15 protein-coding genes are annotated in these 20395 nt (G+C 71.6%); 11 read left to right on the top strand and 4 right to left on the bottom strand.

Going from position 1 to position 20395, the window contains the following annotated elements:
* Positions 1-692: 692 nt before the first annotated feature.
* From ACFFQA_RS27110 to pflB, 6 genes are read left to right on the top strand one after another with little or no spacing between them, the layout of a single operon-like run.
* Complete coding sequence (locus ACFFQA_RS27110; RefSeq protein ID WP_377858493.1) at positions 693-3098, top strand: phosphoketolase family protein; 2406 nt, start codon at positions 693-695, stop codon at positions 3096-3098.
* Positions 3088-3564 carry a universal stress protein gene (locus ACFFQA_RS27105; protein ID WP_377858112.1) on the top strand — a complete coding sequence of 159 codons (477 nt, stop codon included), beginning with the start codon at positions 3088-3090 and terminating at the stop codon, positions 3562-3564. The genes ACFFQA_RS27110 and ACFFQA_RS27105 overlap by 11 nt, the downstream gene beginning before the upstream one ends.
* A 16-nt stretch (positions 3565-3580) precedes the next feature.
* Positions 3581-4558 (top strand): Acg family FMN-binding oxidoreductase, encoded by a 978-nt coding sequence (locus tag ACFFQA_RS27100; protein ID WP_377858109.1) that lies wholly within the window; start codon positions 3581-3583, stop codon positions 4556-4558.
* Entirely contained in the window at positions 4555-5442 is an 888-nt protein-coding gene (locus ACFFQA_RS27095) for a universal stress protein (RefSeq protein ID WP_377858106.1), read from the top strand. The genes ACFFQA_RS27100 and ACFFQA_RS27095 overlap by 4 nt, the downstream gene beginning before the upstream one ends.
* A 25-nt stretch (positions 5443-5467) precedes the next feature.
* Positions 5468-6502: a zinc-dependent alcohol dehydrogenase family protein gene (locus tag ACFFQA_RS27090; protein ID WP_377858104.1), complete on the top strand. Its 1035-nt coding sequence runs from the start codon at positions 5468-5470 to the stop codon at positions 6500-6502.
* Between the two features lie 43 nt (positions 6503-6545).
* Entirely contained in the window at positions 6546-8804 is a 2259-nt protein-coding gene (pflB, locus tag ACFFQA_RS27085; protein ID WP_377858101.1) for a formate C-acetyltransferase, read from the top strand.
* Between the two features lie 46 nt (positions 8805-8850).
* Here pflB and ppsA read toward each other — a convergent pair whose 3' ends face one another.
* Both ppsA and ACFFQA_RS27075 read right to left on the bottom strand, forming a co-directional pair.
* Positions 8851-11121, bottom strand: coding sequence for a phosphoenolpyruvate synthase (ppsA, locus tag ACFFQA_RS27080; RefSeq protein ID WP_377858098.1), 2271 nt, complete (start codon positions 11119-11121; stop codon positions 8851-8853).
* Complete coding sequence (locus tag ACFFQA_RS27075) at positions 11118-12077, bottom strand: Acg family FMN-binding oxidoreductase (RefSeq protein WP_377858095.1); 960 nt, start codon at positions 12075-12077, stop codon at positions 11118-11120. Before ACFFQA_RS27075 ends, ppsA begins: the two co-directional genes overlap by 4 nt.
* A 367-nt stretch (positions 12078-12444) precedes the next feature.
* Between ACFFQA_RS27075 and ACFFQA_RS27070 the strand changes: the two genes are divergently transcribed.
* From ACFFQA_RS27070 to ACFFQA_RS27060, 3 genes are all read left to right on the top strand, one after another.
* Positions 12445-13383 (top strand): phosphotransferase family protein, encoded by a 939-nt coding sequence (locus ACFFQA_RS27070; protein ID WP_377858092.1) that lies wholly within the window; start codon positions 12445-12447, stop codon positions 13381-13383.
* Between the two features lie 291 nt (positions 13384-13674).
* On the top strand, positions 13675-14619 hold the full coding sequence (locus ACFFQA_RS27065; RefSeq protein WP_377858089.1) for an NAD-dependent epimerase/dehydratase family protein: 945 nt from the start codon (positions 13675-13677) through the stop codon (positions 14617-14619).
* Between the two features lie 270 nt (positions 14620-14889).
* Positions 14890-16110: a GNAT family N-acetyltransferase gene (locus tag ACFFQA_RS27060; protein WP_377858086.1), complete on the top strand. Its 1221-nt coding sequence runs from the start codon at positions 14890-14892 to the stop codon at positions 16108-16110.
* A 55-nt stretch (positions 16111-16165) separates the two neighbouring features.
* Here the strand turns inward: ACFFQA_RS27060 and ACFFQA_RS27055 are convergent, their stop codons facing one another.
* Together ACFFQA_RS27055 and ACFFQA_RS27050 are read right to left on the bottom strand one after the other, a co-directional pair.
* Entirely contained in the window at positions 16166-16402 is a 237-nt protein-coding gene (locus ACFFQA_RS27055) for a hypothetical protein (RefSeq protein WP_377858084.1), read from the bottom strand.
* 543 nt (positions 16403-16945) lie between these two features.
* Positions 16946-17632, bottom strand: coding sequence for an FMN-dependent NADH-azoreductase (locus tag ACFFQA_RS27050; protein ID WP_377858082.1), 687 nt, complete (start codon positions 17630-17632; stop codon positions 16946-16948).
* Between the two features lie 97 nt (positions 17633-17729).
* Between ACFFQA_RS27050 and ACFFQA_RS27045 the strand changes: the two genes are divergently transcribed.
* Both ACFFQA_RS27045 and ACFFQA_RS27040 read left to right on the top strand, forming a co-directional pair.
* Entirely contained in the window at positions 17730-18590 is an 861-nt protein-coding gene (locus ACFFQA_RS27045; protein WP_377858079.1) for a sigma-70 family RNA polymerase sigma factor, read from the top strand.
* A gap of 120 nt (positions 18591-18710) precedes the next feature.
* On the top strand, positions 18711-19985 hold the full coding sequence (locus ACFFQA_RS27040; protein WP_377858076.1) for an MFS transporter: 1275 nt from the start codon (positions 18711-18713) through the stop codon (positions 19983-19985).
* Positions 19986-20395 lie beyond the last annotated feature (410 nt).

The raw sequence follows: 20395 nt of genomic DNA, 5'->3' as shown, positions 1-20395 counted from the left end.
CCACCGCCGCCCCTCCACCGAGCCCGCGTCCCTCCGCCATCCCACCACCGCCGCCCCTCCACCGAGCCCGCGTCCCTCCGCCATCCCACCACCGGGGCCGTGCACCTCCGCCCCCCACCGCGCACCTTCCCCGCCCCGGCGCTGGCGCGCACACCCCCACCCCTCCACCCCTCCGCCGCCTTCGCGCCACCCCTCCGCCCCACCCCTCCGCCGCCAGCTCCTTCCCGGCGTGGTCGGGATTTCGCGTTTTGTCACCTTTTTGCGAAAGAGAGCGCTCCCATTTCGCATTAAGGTGACAAAACGCGAGAAGCGGGGAACGCGTGGCGGGTTCTGGGTGTTCCGGGGGGCTCTGTGCGGGAGGCGGGAGCGGGACGGGGAGGCGGGAGCCGGAGCGGGGAGCCGGGAGCGGGGATGGGGGGCTGCCGGTGATGTGGTCCGGTGGTGGGGGACAACGCCTTCCGGTTCGTTTCACTGTCCACAGAGGACGTCGCGGGGGTGCTGGGCTCGGCCTGTCGTGCCGAGCCGGGCCGTGAACCCGGCCGGGGGCCGCGGCGCGGATCGTTCGGCGGCGGCAGTGACTTGAGGTCACTCAGCGCCGAGTGAGGGTCTTTGGTCCCTGCTCGACCGGGGCGGCGGACGGCACGGTGGGGATTGTGAGCTCCACGACGGTGAAGGGGTGCGAGGTGGCCGAGGTGACGACGGCCGAAGGCCATCCGGGGGAGGGGCGCCCACTCGGCGAGCACGAGCTGGACCGGCTCGACGCCTACTGGCGGGCGGCGAACTACCTCTCCGTCGGCCAGATCTACCTGATGGACAACCCGCTGCTCACCGAGCCGCTGCGGCCGGAGCACGTCAAGCCGAGGCTGCTCGGGCACTGGGGCACCACGCCTGGGCTGACCTTCGTGCTCGCCCACCTCAACCGCGTGATCGCCGAGCGGGACCTGTCGGTGCTCTCCGTGCTCGGCCCCGGCCACGGCGGGCCCGCCGCGCTGGCGACCGCCTGGCTGGACCGCACCTACGGCGAGGTCTACCCGGAGGCCGGGCGCGACGCCGAGGGCATGCGCGCGCTGTTCCGCCGGTTCTCCTTCCCCGGCGGGGCGCCCAGCCACGTCGCCCCGGAGACGCCGGGCTCCATCCACGAGGGCGGCGAGCTGGGCTACTCCCTCGCCCACGCCTACGGCGCCGCCTTCGACAACCCCGACCTGGTGGTCGCCTGTGTCGTCGGTGACGGCGAGGCCGAGACCGGGCCGCTGGCGGCGAGCTGGCACTCGACCAAGTTCCTCGACCCGGCCAGGGACGGCGCGGTGCTGCCGATCCTGCACCTCAACGGCTACAAGATCGCCAACCCCGCGGTGCTCGCCCGGATCGGTGACCGCGAGCTGCGCGCGTTGCTGGAGGGCTACGGGCACCGCGTCCACCTGGTCTCCGGCGACGAGCCATCGGCGATGCACCGGGCCATGGCCGCCGAACTGGACCTGGCCCTCGACGAGATCGCCGCGATCCAGCACGCCGCCCGCTCCGGCACCCTCACCGACCGTCCACAGTGGCCGGTCATCGTGCTGCGCAGCCCGAAGGGCTGGACCGGCCCGAAGGTGGTGGACGGCGTGCCGGTGGAGGGGACGTGGCGCTCCCACCAGGTCCCGCTCAGCGGCGTGCGCGAGGACCCGGAGCGGCTCGCCCAGCTGGAGGCGTGGCTGCGCTCCTACCGGCCGGAGGAGCTCTTCGACGCGCACGGCCACCCCACCGAGCTGATCGACGAGCTGGTGCCTGAAGGCGAGCGGCGGTTGTCGGCGACCCCGTACGCCAACGGCGGGCTGCTGCGCGCGGACCTGCGGCTGCCGGACTTCCGCGAGTTCGCCGTCGACGTTCCCGCGCCCGGCGCCACCACGGCCGAGGCCACCAGGGTGCTCGGCCGATGGCTGCGCGAGGTCGTGCGGGCCAACCCCCACACCTTCCGGCTCTTCGGCCCGGACGAGACCGCGTCCAACCGGCTGGACGCCGTCCTGGAGGCCACCGACCGGGCGTGGATGGCCGGGCGGCTGCCCACCGACGAGCACCTCGGCCGCGCGGGCCGGGTGATGGAGGTGCTCTCCGAGCACCTGTGCCAGGGCTGGCTCGAGGGCTACCTGCTGACCGGCAGACACGGCCTGTTCAGCTGCTACGAGGCGTTCATCCACATCGTCGACTCCATGTTCAACCAGCACGCGAAGTGGCTCAAGGTCTCCAGAGCCCTGCCGTGGCGGCGGCCGATCTCCTCGCTGAACTACCTGCTGACCTCGCACGTGTGGCGGCAGGACCACAACGGCTTCAGCCACCAGGATCCCGGCTTCCTCGACCACGTGGTCAACAAGAAGGCGGAGGTGGTCCGCGTCTACCTGCCGCCGGACGCCAACACGCTGCTGTCGGTCGTCGACCACTGCCTGCGCTCCCGGGACTACGTGAACGTGGTCGTCGCGGGCAAGCAGCCCGCGCCGAACTGGCTGAGCATGCCGGAGGCGATCGCGCACTGCACCCGAGGCGTCGGCCTGTTCGAGTGGGCGAGCACCGACTCCGGCCACGAACCCGACGTGGTGCTCGCGTGCGCGGGCGACGTGCCGACCCTGGAGACCCTCGCGGCGACGAAGATCCTGCGCGCCGAGCTGCCGGAGCTGGCGGTGCGCGTGGTCAACGTGGTGGACCTGATGCGGTTGCAACCGCCGTCCGAGCACCCGCACGGCATGCCGGACAGCGAGTTCGACGCGCTGTTCACCCCGGACCGGCCGATCGTGTTCGCCTTCCACGGCTACCCCTGGCTGATCCACCGGCTGGCCTACCGCAGGAGGGGCCACGCCAACCTGCACGTGCGCGGCTACATCGAGGAAGGCACCACAACCACGCCCTTCGACATGGTGATGCTCAACAACCTCGACCGCTTCCACCTGGTCATGGACGTGATCGACCGCGTTCCGGGACTGGCCGTGCGAGCCGCGCACCTGCGGCAGCGGATGGCCGACGAGCGGCTGCGCTGCCGGGCCCACACCCGCGAGTTCGGCGAGGACCCGGCGCACATCACCGGCTGGAGCTGGGACGGCGGTGGGAGGCCGGGCCATGAGCCGTAGCACGATCGTCGTCGGGGTCGACGAGAGCGAGTCGAGCCACGCCGCGCTGGTCTGGGCCTTGCGGGAGGCGGTGATCCGCGGCGCCACGGTGCTCGCGGTCAACGTCTGGAGCCACGAGCCGTTGTCGGACTTCGCCTTCACCTCCGTCGAGGCCGTGCGCCAGGCGTCGCGCACGCTGCTCGCCGATGCGGTGGACCAGGCGCGGGAACACGTGCCCGCCGCCGTCTGGGTGGAGACCAGCAGCGTCTCCGGCAACCCGTCGGTGCGCCTGCTGGAGGCCGCCGACGACGCGGAGCTCCTGGTGGTCGGCTCGCACCGGGGCGGACTGCTGCGCGAGGTGATGCTCGGCTCCTGCAGCAGCGCGTGCGTGCGCCACGCCACCGTCCCCGTCGTGGTCATCCCACCGCCCGGTCGCGACCGGCACCACAAGCACGAGGCGGAACCACCGATCGTGCCTACCTACTGACTGAAGGGACTCCACGATGAGCTCCTGGTCCTACGACGAGACCCAGACCCTGATCCGCGCGGTGCAACGCGCGCCTTCGGTGCACAACACCCAGCCGTGGTCGCTGGAGCTCAGCGGCCGGGACGCCCTGCTCTTCGAACGCCGAGACATCGCCCTGCCCTACGACGACCCGACCGGCCGTGACCGGCTGCTCTCCTGCGGTGGCGCGCTGGCCAACCTGCGGCTCGCGGTGCGCAAGCTCGGCTGGCGGAGCTCGGTGTCCCTGCTGGGCGACCCGCTGATGCCGGACTGGGTGGGCACTGTGACCGCGACCGGTCGCCTGCCGACCAGCAGCACCGAGCACGCCATGTTCGCCGCGATCCCGCGCCGCCGGTCCTACCGCCTGCCCTTCACCGGTGAGCCCGTGTCGGAGTACGCGCTGCGGGCCATCGTGGCCGAAGCCGGTGATGAGGGCGTCGGCACGCACCTGATCAACGGCACCGACCAGGTCCACGCCGTCGCCGGACTGGTCGAGCACGCCACCAACGTCTTCCGGCTCAACCGGTACTACCAGCGCGAGCTGCTCGGCTGGATCACCCACCGCGGCACCAGGCGGGTGCACCCGGCGCTGCCGCAGGACCTGGTCGGGCCCCGGTCGCGGCTGAGCAGGCTGGGCGCGCCCGCGCCGGACCGCGAGGTGATCGCCGAGCACATCGCCAAGGAGTCGGTGCTGGTGGTGTTCACCGAGAACGACGGGCGGCGAGAGCACCTGCTCGCCGGGGCCGCGCTGGAGCGGGCCTGGCTCGCCGCGACCGCACTCGGCCTCGCCGCCTCAGTGGTGACCCAGCCGCTGCACCTGGCCGAGGTGCGCGGCGGCCTCGCGGGCTGGCTGGAGCTGCCGGGCAGGCCACACGCCCTGCTGCGGATCGGGCGGGCGGCCCGGGTCCAGCCCACCGCACCGCGCAAGGCGCCCTACGACATCGCCCAGCCCCGGTGCCTGGAGGTCTTCCCGTGACCAAGCCGGTCATCGTGGGAGTCGACGGCTCGGCCTCGGCCGAGCACGCGGTGCGCTGGGCCGCCATCGAGGCCGCCCACCACCGGGTCCCGCTGCACCTGGTGCACGCCTGCCTGGAGGTCGCGGTCCACACCCCGGTGCGGCTGCCCAGGTCCTTCGACGACGCGCTGCGCGAGCAGGGCGAGCAGCACCTCGCCACCGCCGCCGGGCTGGCCGAGCAGGCCGCTCCCGACGTTCCGCTGGAAACCCAGCTCGTGGTGGGTACGGCGGCGGAGGCCCTGACCGAGCTGTCCCGGCAGGCGCGGCTGGCCGTGCTCGGCTCCCGAGGTCTCGGCGGCTTCACCTCGCTGGTCGTCGGCTCGGTGGCGGTCGCGCTGGCCGCGCACGGACACTGCCCGGTCGTGGTGGTGCGCGGCGCGCGCACCGGCGAGCCACCACCGTGGGAGGGCCCCGTCGTCGTCGGCGTCGACGGCACGGCCGCGAGCGACGGGGTGCTGGAGTTCGCCTTCGACGCGGCCTCGCGCCGCAACGCCGCCCTGATCGCCGTGCACGCGTGGAACGACCTGCTCGCCGAGGGCACGTGGGCGATGGCACCGCACCTGATGCTCGACTGGGCGGCCATCGAGGACGAGGCCCGTCTGCTGCTCGCCGAGCGCCTCGCCGGCTGGCAGGAGAAGTTCCCCGACGTGCCGGTGCGCCGCGTCGTCGGGAAGGGCACCGCCCCGCGCGCCCTGCTCCGGCACGCCGCGGGCGCCCGGTTGCTCGTGGTCGGCTCGCGGGGACGGGGCGGCCTGCGCGGCATGCTGCTCGGCTCCACCAGCCAGGCCCTGCTGCACCACGCTCCGTGCCCGGTCGCCGTCGTGCGGCCCGCACGCACCCCCTGAAACCCTCACCCGGCAAGGAGAAACGATGAAGGCGCTGACCTACCACGGTCCCGGCCACCGGTTCTGGGAGGATGTGCCCGACCCGGAGATCTGCCATCCGGCCGACGCGGTCGTGCGGGTGGACGCGACCACCATCTGCGGTACCGACCTGCACATCCTCAAGGGGGACGTGCCGGAGGTGGAGCCGGGCCGCGTCCTGGGCCACGAGGCCGTCGGCACGGTCGAGCGGGTCGGCTCCGCCGTGCTCGGTCGCAGGCCCGGCGACCGCGTGCTGATCTCCTGCATCACGGCCTGTGGGCGCTGCGCGAGCTGCCGCACCGGTACCTACGGCCAGTGCCGCGGCGGCGGGTGGACCCTGGGGCACACCATCGACGGCACCCAGGCCGACTACGTCCGCGTTCCCTTCGCCGACACCTCCACCCACCTGGTGCCCGCCGACGTCGCCGACGAGGCGGCGGTCATGCTCGCCGACATCCTGCCAACCGCCTACGAGGTCGGGGTGCTCAGCGCGCGGGTCGCCCCCGGCGACACGGTCGTCGTGGTGGGCGCGGGACCGATCGGCCTGGCCGCGATCCGGACCGCTCGGCTCTACAGCCCCAGCCACATCGTGGCGGTGGACCTCGCCCCCGCCCGGCTGGAAGCGGCCAAGCGCTTCGGCGCCGACATCGTGGTCAGCGCCGACGACGACCCGCTCACCGTGGTCGCGGAGCTGACCGGGGGCGCGGGGGCCGATGCGGCGATCGAGGCGGTCGGCGCCGCGGACAGCTTCGAACTGTGCACCCGCATGGTTCGTCCCGGCGGCCACGTCGCCAACATCGGTGTGCACGGCAGACCCGCCACGCTGCACCTGGAAGAGCTGTGGAGCCGCGACCTCACGATCACCACCGGCCTGGTGGACACCAGCAGCACGCCCACGCTGCTGCGCATGCTCGCCACCGGGCGGCTGGACGCTGAGCGGTTCGTCACCCACCGGTTCGGCCTCGCCGAGATGGAGGCCGCCTACGACGTGTTCTCCCGCCCCGCCGACACCGGGGCGCTGAAAGTCGTGCTGTTCCGCTGACCACCGCGAGAAGCTCGACAAGCAGAACAAGGAGAACACCGTCATGGCTGCGCCCACGACCGAGCCACTCACCGAACCAGAGGCGTGGAACGGCTTCTGCGGCGAACGATGGCGGACCGAGATCGACGTCCGCGACTTCGTCCAGTTCAACTACGTCCCCTACCGCGGCGACGCCGGCTTCCTCAGCGGCCCGACCGAACGCACGACCGCACTGTGGAGCACGCTCACCGCGATGTTCGACGAGGAACGCCGCAGGGGCGTCCACGACGTCGACCCGCACACCCCGTCGTCGATCACCTCGCACGCCCCCGGCTACATCGACCGCGACCGCGAGCTGATCGTCGGCCTGCAGACCGACGCGCCGCTCAAGCGCGCGATCATGCCCGTCGGCGGGCTGCGCGTGCTGGAGAACGGGCTCAACGCCCACGGCTACGAGCTGGACCCCGCGGTCCGGGAGGTCTTCACCAAGTACCGCAAGACGCACAACGACGGCGTGTTCGACGCCTACACCGCCGAGATCCTGCGCGCCCGCCGCGCCGGGATCATCACGGGGCTGCCGGACTCCTACAGCCGGGGCCGGATCATCGGCGACTACCGCAGGGTGGCGCTCTACGGCGTGAACCGGTTGCTGCAGCAGAAGCTCCGCGAGCGCTCGGCGCTCGACGACGCCCCGTCCACGGAGGACACCATCAGGGACAGGGAGGAGCTGGCCGAGCAGATCCGCGCGCTGCGCGAGCTGAGGGAGATGGCGAAGTGCTACGGCGACGACATCTCCCGCCCCGCCACCACCGCGCGGGAGGCGGTGCAGTGGCTCTACTACGGCTACCTGGCCGCGGTGAAGGAACAGAGCGGCGCCGCGATGTCGCTGGGGCGCAACGCCGCGTTCCTCGACGTCTACCTCCAGCGGGACCTGGTCTCCGGCAGGTTGACCGAGCGGCAGGCCCAGGAGCTTGTCGACGACCTCGTGATCAAGCTGCGGATCGTGCGCTTCCTGCGCAACCCCGCCTACGACGAGCTGTTCTCCGGCGACCCGGCCTGGGTGACCGAGACGCTCGGCGGCATCGGCCTCGACGGCCGTCCCCTGGTCACGCGCACCTGCTTCCGGCTGCTGCAGACGCTGTACAACCTCGGTCCGGCGCCGGAGCCGAACCTGACGGTGCTGTGGTCGCCCCGGCTGCCGGAGGGCTTCAAACGGTTCTGCGGCAGGGTCTCGGTGGACACCAGCTCCATCCAGTACCAGAGCGACGACCTCATCCGCCCGCGCTTCGGCGACGACACCGCCATCGCCTGCTGCGTGTCGGCGACCCGGGTCGGCAAGCAGATGCAGTTCTTCGGCGCGCGGGTGAACCTGGCCAAGGCGCTGCTGTACGCGATCAACGGCGGCCGCGACGAGCTGACGGGGGAGCAGATCGCCCCCAAGGGCCCGGTGCTGCAAGGGGAGTACCTGGACCCGCACCAGGTGGAGGTGGCCTTCGACCAGGTCACCGACTGGCTCGCCGGGGTCTACGTGGACGCGCTCAACATCATCCACTACATGCACGACAAGTACGCCTACGAGCGGATCGCGATGGCGCTGCACGACCACCCGGTGCACCGCCTGCTCGGCTGCGGGATCGCGGGCCTGTCCGTCGTGGTGGACAGCCTCTCGGCGATCCGGCACGCGCGCGTGCGGGTGGTCCGCGACGACGCCGGGCTCGCCGTCGACTACGTCGTGGAGGGTGAGTTCCCCCGCTACGGCAACAACGACGACCGCGCCGACGAGATCGCGGTGGACCTGGTCGAGGACTTCATGGCCAAGCTGCGCCAGAACCCCGCCTACCGGGATGCCGAGCACACCCTGTCGGTCCTGACGGTCACCTCGAACGTGGTGTACGGCAAGAGCACCGGCAACACCCCGGACGGCCGCCGCGCCCACGCGCCGTTCGCGCCCGGTGCCAACCCGATGAACGGCCGCGACAACCGCGGCCTGCTCGCGGCGGCGCTGTCGGTGGCGAAGCTGCCCTACGACCAGGCCCAGGACGGGATCTCGCTGACGACGACGATCACCCCGGAGGGGCTCGGCCGCACAAAGGAGGAGCGGGTCAGCAACCTGGTCGGCGTGCTCGACGCCTACGTGGACGCGGGCGGCTACCACCTCAACGCCAACGTGCTCAGCCGGGAGACCCTGGTGGACGCCATGGCGCGCCCGGAGGACCACGCGAGGCTGACGCTCCGGGTGTCCGGCTACGCGGTGAACTTCACGAGGCTGACCCGGGAGCAGCAGCTCGACGTCGTCAACCGCACCTTCCACCGGACGCTGTGAGCGCAACGCACCAGGTCCCGTCCCGGCCGGTTCCGGGACCTGGTGCTCAGCGGAGCGCGGCGCGCAGGAGGACGCGGCGTTCGGCGGAGCCGATGGTCGTGCGCGCCCGGTGCACGGCCTCCGGGTTCACCGAGACCGAGGTGATCCCGGCGCGCACCAGGTGCTCGGCGAACACGGAGTGGTCGGACGGGACCTGGCCGCACAGCGACGAGGTGATTCCGGAGTCCGCACAGGCCGTGATGATCCGGGTGATGGTGTCGAGCACGGCCGGGTCGGACTCGTCGAACAGCTCGGCGCACGCCGCGGAGTCCCGGTCGACGCCCAGCACCAGCTGGGTGAGGCTGTCGCTGCCGATGCAGACCCCGTCGACGCCCATCGCCGCGTACTCGGCGATCCGGTACGCCACCGAGGGCACCTCGGCCATGACCCAGCGCAGCAGGCCGCGCTGCCTGCCGAGCGGACTGGCCTCCACCAGCTCCAGGCACGCCGCCAGCTCCCAGCGGGTCCGCGCGAACGGGATCATCAGGTGCAGGTTCGGGGCCTGCTCGCGGACCCGGGCCAGCGCCCGGAGCTCCAGCGCGAACAGCTCCGGTTCCCGGACGCACCGGAAGCAGCCGCGGTAGCCGATCACCGGGTTGCTCTCCACGGGCTCGAAGTCCACTCCGCCGGTCAGGCCGCGGAACTCGTTGGTGCGGAAGTCCATCGCGCGGTAGACCACCGGTCTCGGCGCGAAGGGGCGGGTGATCCTCAGCAGCGCGTCCGTCATCGCCTCGACGAGGGGCTCCGGCCCCTCCCCGGCGAGGAACCGGCGCGGGTGGGTGCCCGCCAGGGCGTCGGTGAGCATGAACTCCGCGCGCAGCAGCCCGACCCCGTCCACCGGCAGCGCGGCGGCGGCCTCGGCGTCCTCGGGCAGGGCCAGGTTGACGTAGAGCCTGGTGGCCAGTGGCTCCACCGGCACCGATGGCCGTGGGGTGGGGGTGTGCACCTCGGTGCGCGCTCGTCGAACGGTCCCCGCGAGCACCGTGCCCTCGCGGCCGTCCACCGTGACCTGGCGTCCTTCGGCGAGCGAGGTGGTCGCGGTCCTGGTGCCCACCACACAGGGCACGCCGAGCTCCCGCGCGACGATCGCGGCGTGGCAGGTCAACCCGCCCTCGTCGGTGACGATCGCGACGGCCCTGCGCATCACCGGCACCCAGTCCGGGGCGGTCGCGGTCGCGACGAGCACGTCTCCGTCGTGCAGCTGCCGCGCCTGCGCCGGGGAGCCGAGCACCCGGACCGCGCCGCTCGCGGTGCCGGGGGAGGCGGGCAGCCCGGTCAGCAGCACGTCGCCGTCGCGTCCCGGCCGCTGGTCCAGGATGGTGACCGGCCGGGTCTGCACCAGCCAGGTGTGGTCGTCGGCCATGGCCCACTCGATCTCCTGCGGGCGGCCGTAGTGGGTCTCGACGCAGACCGCGAGCCTGGCGAGCGCGACGAGCTCGTGGTCGCTGAGCACGCGCCGGGTCGGCTCGTCACCGGTGAGCTCGACCCGGAGGTCACCGCCGTCCGGGCCGGGCACGAGCTTGTGCTTCTTGACGCCGACCCGGGTGCCGAGCACCGTGAAGTCCTTTTTGGACACGAGATGGGTGTCCGGCTCCACCGCGCCGCTGACCACGACCTCACCGAGCCCGAACGCGGCCTCCACCACGATGCGGTCGCGCTCACCTGTCGAGGGGTCCGCGGTGAACACGACCCCGGAACGCTGCGAGGGGACCATCGTCTGCACCACGACGGCGATGGCGGGCTCCTCGGTCAGGCCCCGCTCCGCGCGGTGGGCGAGACAGCGCTCGCCGAACAGCGACGCCCAGCAGTCCACCACCCGCGCGATGACGGCATCGGTGCCGACGGTGTTGGTGAACGTCTCGTTCATCCCCGCGAAGGACGTGTCAGCGGTGTCCTCAGAGGTGGCCGACGACCGCACCGCCACCGGCCCGCCGAGGCGGTCGTAGGCCGCAACCACGGCGGCGCGCACCTCCGGGGGCATGCCAGCCCTCCGCACGAGCGCGCGCAGGCGGTCGCTGGCCTGGCTGATCACGTCGAGGTCGTCGCCGTGCGCCAGCGTCTCCCGCACCGTTCGCTCGATCTCCTCGCGAACCCCGCCTTCGGCCATCGACGCCAGGTAAGCCGCCGTGGTGACGACGAACCCCGGCGGCACCGGCAGCCCGGCCGCGGTCAGCTCACCGAGGTTGGCGCCCTTGCCCCCGGCGATGGCGGTGTCGTCCCTGCCGAGCTCGTCGAAGTCCAGCACGGAGCCGGTCGCCGCCTCGTCCGCCGCTGTCATGGGGTGAGCGGCTCGGAGATCGCGGACACCGCGGGCCGAGGGCTGGTCGGCAGCGGCTCGGCGGTGACGTGCGGCCACCCCAGGCGGAGCACGATCTGCGGGAACAGCTCGCCACCGAGCACCCGCCGCCTGGTCCCGGCCCGGATGCCACGGACGTCCAGCGGCTGGGTGAGCATGTGGCTCGCGAGCTGGAAGCTGTTGGCGCGCAACAAGACCGCGCTCGCGGCCTCGCCCGCGCGCAGTCGGGACGCCACGTCGTCGGCCGAGGTGCCGACGACGAGCAGGACACCCGCCTCGGGATCGGAGCGGGTCTCGGCTGGCTGGAGCGGGTCCTCCTCCGGTCCGGTGTGGACCACGGCTCCGGACGCCGCGAGCACGCCGACCCGGTGCCCGGCGTGCCGTCCGCTGCACACCGCGGGCTGGGCGAGAGCTTCCCGCTGCGCCCGGTCGGTCGCGACGATCGCGGCGAGCAGCTCGGCTCGTCCGGTCCGATCGGTGACCAGGCGCAGGGCGCAGCCCTCGGTGGCGGCGGACTCCCGGAGCTCGTCGATCAGCTGGTCCGGTACGGGCCAGGAGCTGTAGGCCCTGCGGTCGCAGCGGTGGTTCTGAATCGCCGCGAGGAGCGCGATGTCGTCGGAGCGGGGCTGTCTGCTGTAGAGCGTCACCGACGCCAGGTGGCGGAGGTCGTAGGGGTGGGGGAGGCGGTGCACGACGCTGCCCCAGCCGAGCGCGGCCAGCGCGACGCGCAGGTGGTGCAGCGTGGCCCCGCAGCTGATCGCGAGGTCACGCCCGTCGGGGTCGGTCACGGGCACGTGTCGTGTCCAGTCGGCGTACAGGTGCAACGCGGTGTCGTCGATGCGCCACCGCCATAATCGCGAGTTGTGCACGGATGGGGCCCGTCCCGCCAGTTCGATCGCGGCCAGCACGGTGTCGTCTTCGGGCATACCGGTTCTCATGCGCCACCTCCTGGAGTTCTCGCCGCGACGACGCTTGCACGCACGGGTGGGCTGGGACCGGGGCCGGAAGTCCTCACGGCACGGCCATTGGGCCCGCGTTCGAGGCGAACGACCGTGGCCGGTGATCGGCGGTGTTGCCGGAACTCGTTGGCAGACAAGGAACCACCGCGTGCGGTGGTGCCCCGTTTGGCGTGGTTCAAACCTCCGGACGGCTGTTTCGTGGTGTTTGAGCCGTTTCCCCTGCTGTCAGCGCACCGAGAATCACCTCTTCGGACGCTGAGTGGTGTGCTCTCGGAGGGTTAGCGTGGCCGCGGGCCTATGCGCCTTGCCATGGCGGCAGTCCGGAAGCGCGGCTGGTGCCTTTCAGGTGCTGCGGGAAGACGTGATCATGCTCAGCTCCCTCCGGGATGGCCACGGTCCATCGTGGTCCCTGCTCCTGCGGGTGAAGTCGGTGCTCGTACAGGCGTGTGATCGCGCGGGGATCGACCCCAGCGGCGCTCGGCTGGTCAATGTCCTTGGTACGGCGGTGTTCCTGCTCCCCGACAGTGGAACCATCGCCAAGGTCATCCTCAGTCCGGGCCTGCGGCACCGGGCGTCCTCCGCCGTGCGGGCGGCCCGGCTGCTGGCCGCGCACGGTGTGCCCGCGGTGCGGCTCGCCGAGACCGACTGCGAGCAGCCCGTGCTGGCCGAGGAGGGCGCGGTGACGTTCTGGCGGCGGCACCCGGAGTCCACCTGGCCGGTGGGGCGCGGGGAGTTCGCCGCGCTGCTCAAGCGTTTGCACGCGATCTCGATCGATCCCGCGCTGCGCGAGTGGGACCCGGTTGCGGACCTGCGCACCCGCGTCGCCGACGCCACCGACCTCGATCCCGAGCTGGCGGACTGGTTGCTGTCGCACTGCGACGAGGTCGAGAAGTACGTGGAAAAGCTGAGCTTCCAGCTGCCGCGCGCGGTGATCCACGGCGACGCGCAGCCGGCCAACGTCCTCAGCGGGGTGGCAGGAGCGGTGCTGGCCGATCTGGACGGGGTCTGCGTCGGCCCCGCCGAGTGGGACCTGGTGCCGACCGCGGTCGCGGCGCTGCGTCTGCCCGGCGGGGTCGCCGCCCACCGGGAGCTCGCCGACTTCTACGGATTCGACGTCACCACCTGGGACGGCTTCAACGTGCTCCGCCGCGTGCGCGAGCTGGAGCTGGTGACCATCGCGTTGCCGATGGTCTCGGTGGACCGCGGTATCCGGGAACAGATGCACCACCGGCTGCGCGTCCTGCGCGCGGGCGACGACGCGGCGTTGTGGGACCCCTACAGGTGACCTCCCGTGCGGCGGTCACTCACGGAACTCCCCCGCCCCCGTGCCCCGAGCCCCGTGCCCCCGTGCACGCGTGAACTGGCTGGCGTGGTCGGAGCTTTCGCGTTTTGTCACCTTGATGCGCGAAAGAGCGCTCCCATTTCGCATTAAGGCTACAAAACGCGAGACGGGGGCGAGACGTGGGCGAGACGGGGGGAGCGAGACGGGAGGGGATGTGGGTGAGACGGGGGAGGGGATGTGGGCGGGGGCGCCAGGGGTGGTGAGGTGGTGGTGCCCCGACTTAGCCTGGGGCGCATGCGGATTCTGGTGCTGGGGGGAACGTCGTTCGTGGGCCGGACGATCGTGGAGGACGCGCTGCGCACCGGTGCCGAGGTGACGCTGTTCAGCCGGGGCAGGACCGGATCCGAGCTGTTCCCCGATGTGCCCAGGCTCGTCGGTGACCGCGACACCGGCGACTACGACGCCCTGCGCGACGGCACCTGGGACGCGGTGGTCGACGTCAGCGGTTACGTTCCGCGCCACGTCGGACAGGCCATGGACGCGCTCGGCGACCGAGTCGGCCGATACCTGTTCATCTCCAGCCACGCCGTGTACGCGCGCGAGGACGTCGAGCCGGGCTCGGACGAAACCGCGCCGCTTCGCCCGGAGGTGCGCGACACCGAGGAGCTGGACGATGCGACCTACGGGCCGTTGAAGGTCGCGTGCGAGAACGATGTGGCCGCCCGGTACGGACGGCGCGCGACGATCGTGCGGCCGGGGAAGGTGGCCGGGCCGCACGACCCGTCGGAGATGTTCACCTACTGGGTGCGCCGCGCCGCACAGGGCGGCCGCGTGGCCCTGCCCGGCCGGCCGGAGCAGCCGGTGCAGGTGATCGACTCCCGTGATCTCGCCCGGCTCGTGGTCCGGCTGGTACGGGACGAGCGGGACGGAGTGTTCAACGCGGTCGGCCCGGCCGAGCCGACCACCCTGGGCGGGCTCATCGAGACCTGTGCGCGAGTGGCGGGCACCCAAGTGGAGATCGTCCCGGTCACACCCGAGGCGCTCCCGCCGCTGTTCCCGCTCATCCGGCCGAACTGGCCCACACAGCAACGAAGCGCCGCGCGCGCACGGGCCGCCGGTATGCCCTCGACACCGCTGGAGGTGACGGCGGCTGACGTCCTCGTCTGGGACCGCGAACGAGGCGAACCGCCTCTGGGACGCGGTTTCTCCGCAGACGAGGAAGCGAAGCTGCTCGCCTGAACGCGCTGGCGGATACCTGCCAGCGAAAGGAGTTGGCGCCGGACAAGCGTTTCGCTCGTTCCGGCACGGAGTGCGCCGAGGCGTTCACGCCTACCCCAACGCCGCGAACGGATGGGGCGGACGGCCACGACTCACCCCTAGGACCGGGTTGCGCCGTGACCGGCCACGGGCTCGGCCCAAATTCGCTTGATCTGGCCACGGGCCCACGCTGCACTGTGGCGGCACACCACGAGTCGTGGTGCCGACAATCCCGGGAAGGCAGCGACAGCGATGGAGATCCGTCCTACGACCGACCAGGACCTCAAGGTCTTCGTCGACACACTCCATGCCGCGTTCGGGCGCTTCCCGGAGACCCCGACCGACGGCGGCGGGGTCTGGTGGTCGGCGCTCGAAACGGACCGCAACCTGATCGCCGTGACGGCGGACGGGCGGCCCGTCGGTACCGCCAGTTCGTACTCCTTCGAGCTCACGCTGCCCGGTGAGGTCCTCGCCCCGGCCGCCGGGGTGAGCGCCGTCGGTGTCCTGCCCTCGCACCGACGCCAAGGCGTGCTCAGTGCGATGATGCGGCACCAGCTCGCCGAGCTGCGGGCCCGAGGGGAGTTCCTCTCCGTGCTGCTGGCCTCCGAGGCCCTGATCTACCGCAGGTTCGGCTACGGACCGGCGACCTACACGCAGCGGCTGACGGTGCAGCGCCACCGGGCCTCCTTCGCCCGCCCCAGGGCACGCGGAACGGCCGACGCCCCGGCGACTGGCTCGATCGAGCTGCTGCGGCGTGCCGAGTGCGGCGAGATCCTGGAAGAGGTCTACGACCGGTACCGCCGCGCACAGCCCGGCGCGCTGTCCCGTCCGCACCGCTGGTGGGCCTCGGGCGCGGGGCAGCCCCCGATCTCTCCGGCGCCGCGCTACGTCGCCGTCCACCGTGCCGCTGACGGCGTCCCCGACGGGTACGCCAGCTACTCGCTCGGCGAGTCCGAGACCTTGACGGTCGACGAGGTCATCGCCACCGACGACGCCGTCTTCACGGCCCTGGCCCGGTTCGCGCTCGAACACGACCTGGCCACTCAGGTCGTGTTCAAGCACTTCCCGCCCGATCACCCGCTGTGCTGGCAGTTGGCGGACCTCCGCGCCGGCCAGGTGAGCAACAACATGGACTGGCTCTGGGTGCGGCTGCTGGACGTCCCGCGTGCGCTGACCGCGCGCGGCTGGTTCACGGACGGCGAGCTCGTCCTCGACGTCGACGACCAGTTCCTCGGTGAGCACGGCCGCTACCTGCTGACCGTCCGCGACAGCAAAGCCGACTGCGTCCCGACGGACCGGGAGCCCGACCTGTCCCTCGACGTGAGCGACCTGGGCTCGGTCTACCTCGGCGGCACCGCACCGAGCACGCTCGTGCGCGCCGGACACATCAAAGCCCACCGTCCTGGCGCGGCAGCGCTCGCTGACGCACTCTTCCGCGCCGACCGCTCCCCGCACTGCCTGCACTGGTTCTGACCGTGTGGAACCGAGCCCTGAGGTGGTCCAGCTCGGTGGGTGGGTCGTCGAGCCATCAGGAGCGGGCCTTGGAGCGGTAGGGCTTCGCCTGCGCGCCGCCGTCGCCGGTGCGCCTGTCCAGCAGACCCGCCCCGGTCAACTGGCGGTCGGCGAGCTGCTGGTTGGTCAGCGCATTCACCTCGCGGGTGGTGGCCTCGCGCCGCTGCTGGATGATCATCCACGGTCGCAGGGGAGTCCGCCGATGGGCGCCGCCCGCCAGGGCGAGCACGGGTCCGTAGGCGACGGAGGCCATGGCGTCCAGCGACAGCGCCGCGAGGCCACCGACGGGGTCAAGCGCTGCCGTTCGCCTGCTGGGCGGGATGAGAGTGCCACGCCCGGCAGGCGAACTCGGCTCTCCCCACGCGATCTTTGCGCGTCGTCCGCACCACGTTGGTCAATGGCCCGTCGAGAAACCCAGCAACGGTGTTCGGAGGTCGCCTTCACACGGGCGTTCCCGGAGTGTGCTGGAGGCATGCGCAGTCAGGGCGTCGGCCGGCAAGCCGGTGCTCTCGCTCATCGCGATGGCCGCCGTGGTGGACACCATCGCGACCACCTCCACGTTGGGCGCGGCGCTGGCCACGGCCGTGGTCTGCTGGTGCCTGCACGCCGGATTCGTCCTCGGGCACGGTGGGGAGTTGGCGTTCACGCCGCGCTCCGTCGACGACGCCGTGGCGATCACCTTGTGCGGGCTCGCCGCCTTCGCGGTCGCCTCGCTGGTCCGCTCGGTCCGGAAACCCCTGCACGAGTGCGAGTCGTCGGTCCGTAAGGGACGAGGGCGTTGCCCGGCTTGTAGTCGTCAGAACGAGCACTTGGCCAACGTGGATACCGCGTCCTGTGCCGCGGCCAGCGAGCTTTCGGCCATCGCCCGGAAACGGTCCAGCTTCGGCACGATCGTCGCCAGAGTCATCTCGGCGTGGACGAAGAGCATGTCCTCTGTGGACACCCCTAGGTCACCGAAGTACGCCCGCAGGTAGGGCTCCTGGAAGTCGAAGGCCTCGCGGGGAGTCCCAGGGCCGTAGCTGCCGCCGCGTGCGGTGACCACCACGACCCGCGTGCCGCGCAGCAAGCTCGCGCCGGTAGCCGGGTCGGTGTACGCGCCGGGAAAGGTGATTCGGTCGATCCACGCTTTCAGGGAGGCGGGGATGGAGAAGTTGTACATCGGGACGCCAAGCAGCACCGTGTCCGCGCTCAGCAGCTCGGTGATCAACGGCAGAGTCAACGCCCACTCGCGCTGCTCGTCGGGCCCGTCAACCTGCCTCGCGACCGCGTCCGCCGGGACGAGGCCCTCCCGCTCCAGTCGGCGGCCGAGGGCGCAGTAGGCCGGGCCGACCAGGGGTACCGGGTCCACCGCGAGGTCCCGGTAGCGGTACCCGGCTGCGCTGTGCACCTTCCGCCAGGTGTCCGCGAACAACGAGGTCAGCCGCCTGCTCACCGAGTCATCGATACGACTGGAGCTGGAATCCAGGTGCAGCAGGGAAGACATCCGATCACCACCATCGAGTCATGACGCCGGGGTGTGTCACCTCGGCGTGCTCGCATCCGTCATGAAGGTGACGGGGCACACGGGAGGAAGGTGACCGATGGACGGGCTGGCCGAACGGTTCGAGGAGCATCGAGGCCATCTGCGCGGGGTCGCCTACCGCGTGCTCGGCTCGCTCACCGAGGCCGACGACGCCGTCCAGGAGGCGTGGCTGCGCTTCAGCCGGACCGACATCGACAGCGTCGAGAACCTGACAGGGTGGTTGCGGACGGTCGTCTCCCGCGTCTGCCTGGACATGCTGCGCTCCCGCAAGGCGCGACGCGAGGAACTGGTCGGCCAGCAGATACCCGACCGGAGCGCGGACGTCGACACCGAACAGGAGGTGCTTCAGACGGACATGGTCGGCCGAGCGCTGCTCGTCGTGCTGGACACCTTGACCCCCGTCGAGCGCATCGCGTTCGTGCTGCACGACATGTTCGCCGTGCCGTTCGACCAGATCGCTTTGATAGTGGACCGCACGCCGGGCGCCGCGAAGAAGCTCGCCAGCCGCGCACGGCGGAGACTGCGTGGCAACCCGACGGTGTCCACGGCCGAACTCGCTCGGAACCGCCGCGTCGTCGAGGCGTTCCTCGCCGCCTCGCACGCCGGTGATCTCGACGCCCTTCTTGCTGTGCTGGCCCCAGATGTCGTGCGCCGTGCCGACCCCGCTGCCCTGCCGCCGGGCGCGGCGACGGAGGTCCGCGGCGCACGGAACGTGGCGGAGGGGGCGGTGGTGTTCGGACGGAGGGCGCGGTTCGCGGAGGTGGCACTGGTGAACGGCACGGTCGGAGTGGTGGTGGCGCCGCGCGGGCGACTGCTGAGCGCACTGGTCGTCAGGGTGGCGGGTGACCGGGTCGCCGAGTACGAGGTGATCGCCGACCCGGCCCGCCTGCGGGCGCTCGACCTGGGCGTCCTCGGGTGACCGCCTACCGTCCACATCGGACGATGCGGGTTCTCCTGTCTTCGGTCCATGGCGAACAGTGGGCAGTGACACCCCGTGAGCGCTTGCCGCCACGTGAGCGAGGGGAGAAGGCTGATCACCATGACCGTGCACACCGAGGCGCCGACGCGCAGGATCGCATTCGCTTCGTTCGCGGGCACGGCAATCGAGTTCTACGACTTCTTCGTCTACGGCACCGCCGCCGCGCTGGTCTTCCCGACCCTGTTCTTCCCCGCCCTCGGGGCCACGGCCGGGACGGTCGCCGCCTTCGCGTCGTTCGCCGTGGCGTTCATCGCAAGGCCGCTTGGTGCCGCGCTGTTCGGTCATCTCGGGGATCGTCTGGGGCGCAAGCGAACCCTGACCTACACGTTGTTGTTGATGGGCGTGTCCACGATGGGGGTCGGACTGCTGCCGGGCGCCGAGTCGATCGGCATCGCGGCTCCGGTCATCCTGGTGGTCCTCCGGTTCCTGCAAGGCATCGCGGTCGGCGGGGAATGGGGTGGTGCCGCGCTGCTGGCCGTGGAGTACTCCACGGCCAGCAGCCGCGGTCGGTCCGGGATGTACCCGCAGCTGGGGCCAGGGACCGCGTTCGCGTTGACCAGCGTGACGTTCCTCGTCACCGGCGCGACCATGAGCCATGAGGCGTTCATGAGCTGGGGATGGCGGATTCCCTTCCTGCTCAGCGTCCTGCTCGTCGCGGTCGGGCTCTACGTCCGGCTGCGGATCGAGGAGACCCCGGTGTTCCGCGCGGCTAGCAAGACCCACCTCCGGTCGCCGCTGCGGGAGGCGTTCTCCAGGCACAGCAAGCAGATTCTGCTCGCGGGCGGAGCACTCAGCGCGGCGTTCGGGTTGAACTACATCGGTACCGTCTACCTGACCAGCTACGGCACCGCCGTCCTCCACCTGCCCCAGCCGACGATGCTGCTGCTCGGTGTGATCGGCGGCGTCGTCCTCGTCGCCGCCACAGCCGCCGGCGCGCTGTACTCGGATCGCGTGGGACGGCGGCGGGTGATCCTCAGTGGCAACGTCGCGGCTGTGGCGTGCGGGATCGTGGTCTTCCCGATCATCGACACCGGCAACGTCGTGCTTGTCGGCGTCGGGCTTTGCCTTCTGCTTGTCATCGGCGGCGCCATCCTCGGCCCGGCTGCCGCCTACATGGCTGAGCTCTTCGAGACCGAACACCGCTACACGGCGGTCGGGTTGAGCTACAACCTGGCAACGGTCCTCGGCGGAGCCGTTCCGCCGCTGGTGGCAACGGCGTTGCAGGCCACGTACGGCAGCATCGCGGTCGGCGTGCTCATGTCCATGTACGGAGTCCTGGCGCTGGTGTGCGTCCTTGCCCTGCCGGAGACCCGTGAACGCTCGCTGGTCGGCTAAGACCTGTCCTGCAAGCCGTCCCGATACCCCGAGATGCCGCCACCCCCGTACCCTCGCCCCTCGCCCCTCGCCCCTCGCCCTCGCGCCCCGCCCCCCGTCCCGTGGCCTGGTGCGCCTGGGCTGGCGTGGTCGAGGTTTCGCGTTTTGTCACCTTGATGCGCAAGAGAGCGCTCCCATTTCGCATTAAGCCTACAGAACGCGAAAAGCGGGGGGGGGGGGCGCGTGGGTGAGGGCGTCAGGGGGTGGCGGGATGGCGGGGTGGTGTTACCACTTGCAGGACACGACCTAAGGCATTGGGGAGTGTTCCCCGAGTCGCCCAAGCGGCGAGATGACCGCATCGGTGCCTGCCCGTTCGGCGCCGCATCGCGTGGCGGCTTGCAAGACACGACCAAGTCCCGATGAGACTGACG

Origin of the sequence: Allokutzneria oryzae, assembly GCF_042429765.1 — a bacterium.
GTDB lineage: Bacteria > Actinomycetota > Actinomycetes > Mycobacteriales > Pseudonocardiaceae > Allokutzneria > Allokutzneria oryzae.
The sequence above is the reverse complement of the archived record's forward strand: the minus strand, read 5'-3'. Positions and strand labels throughout refer to the sequence as shown.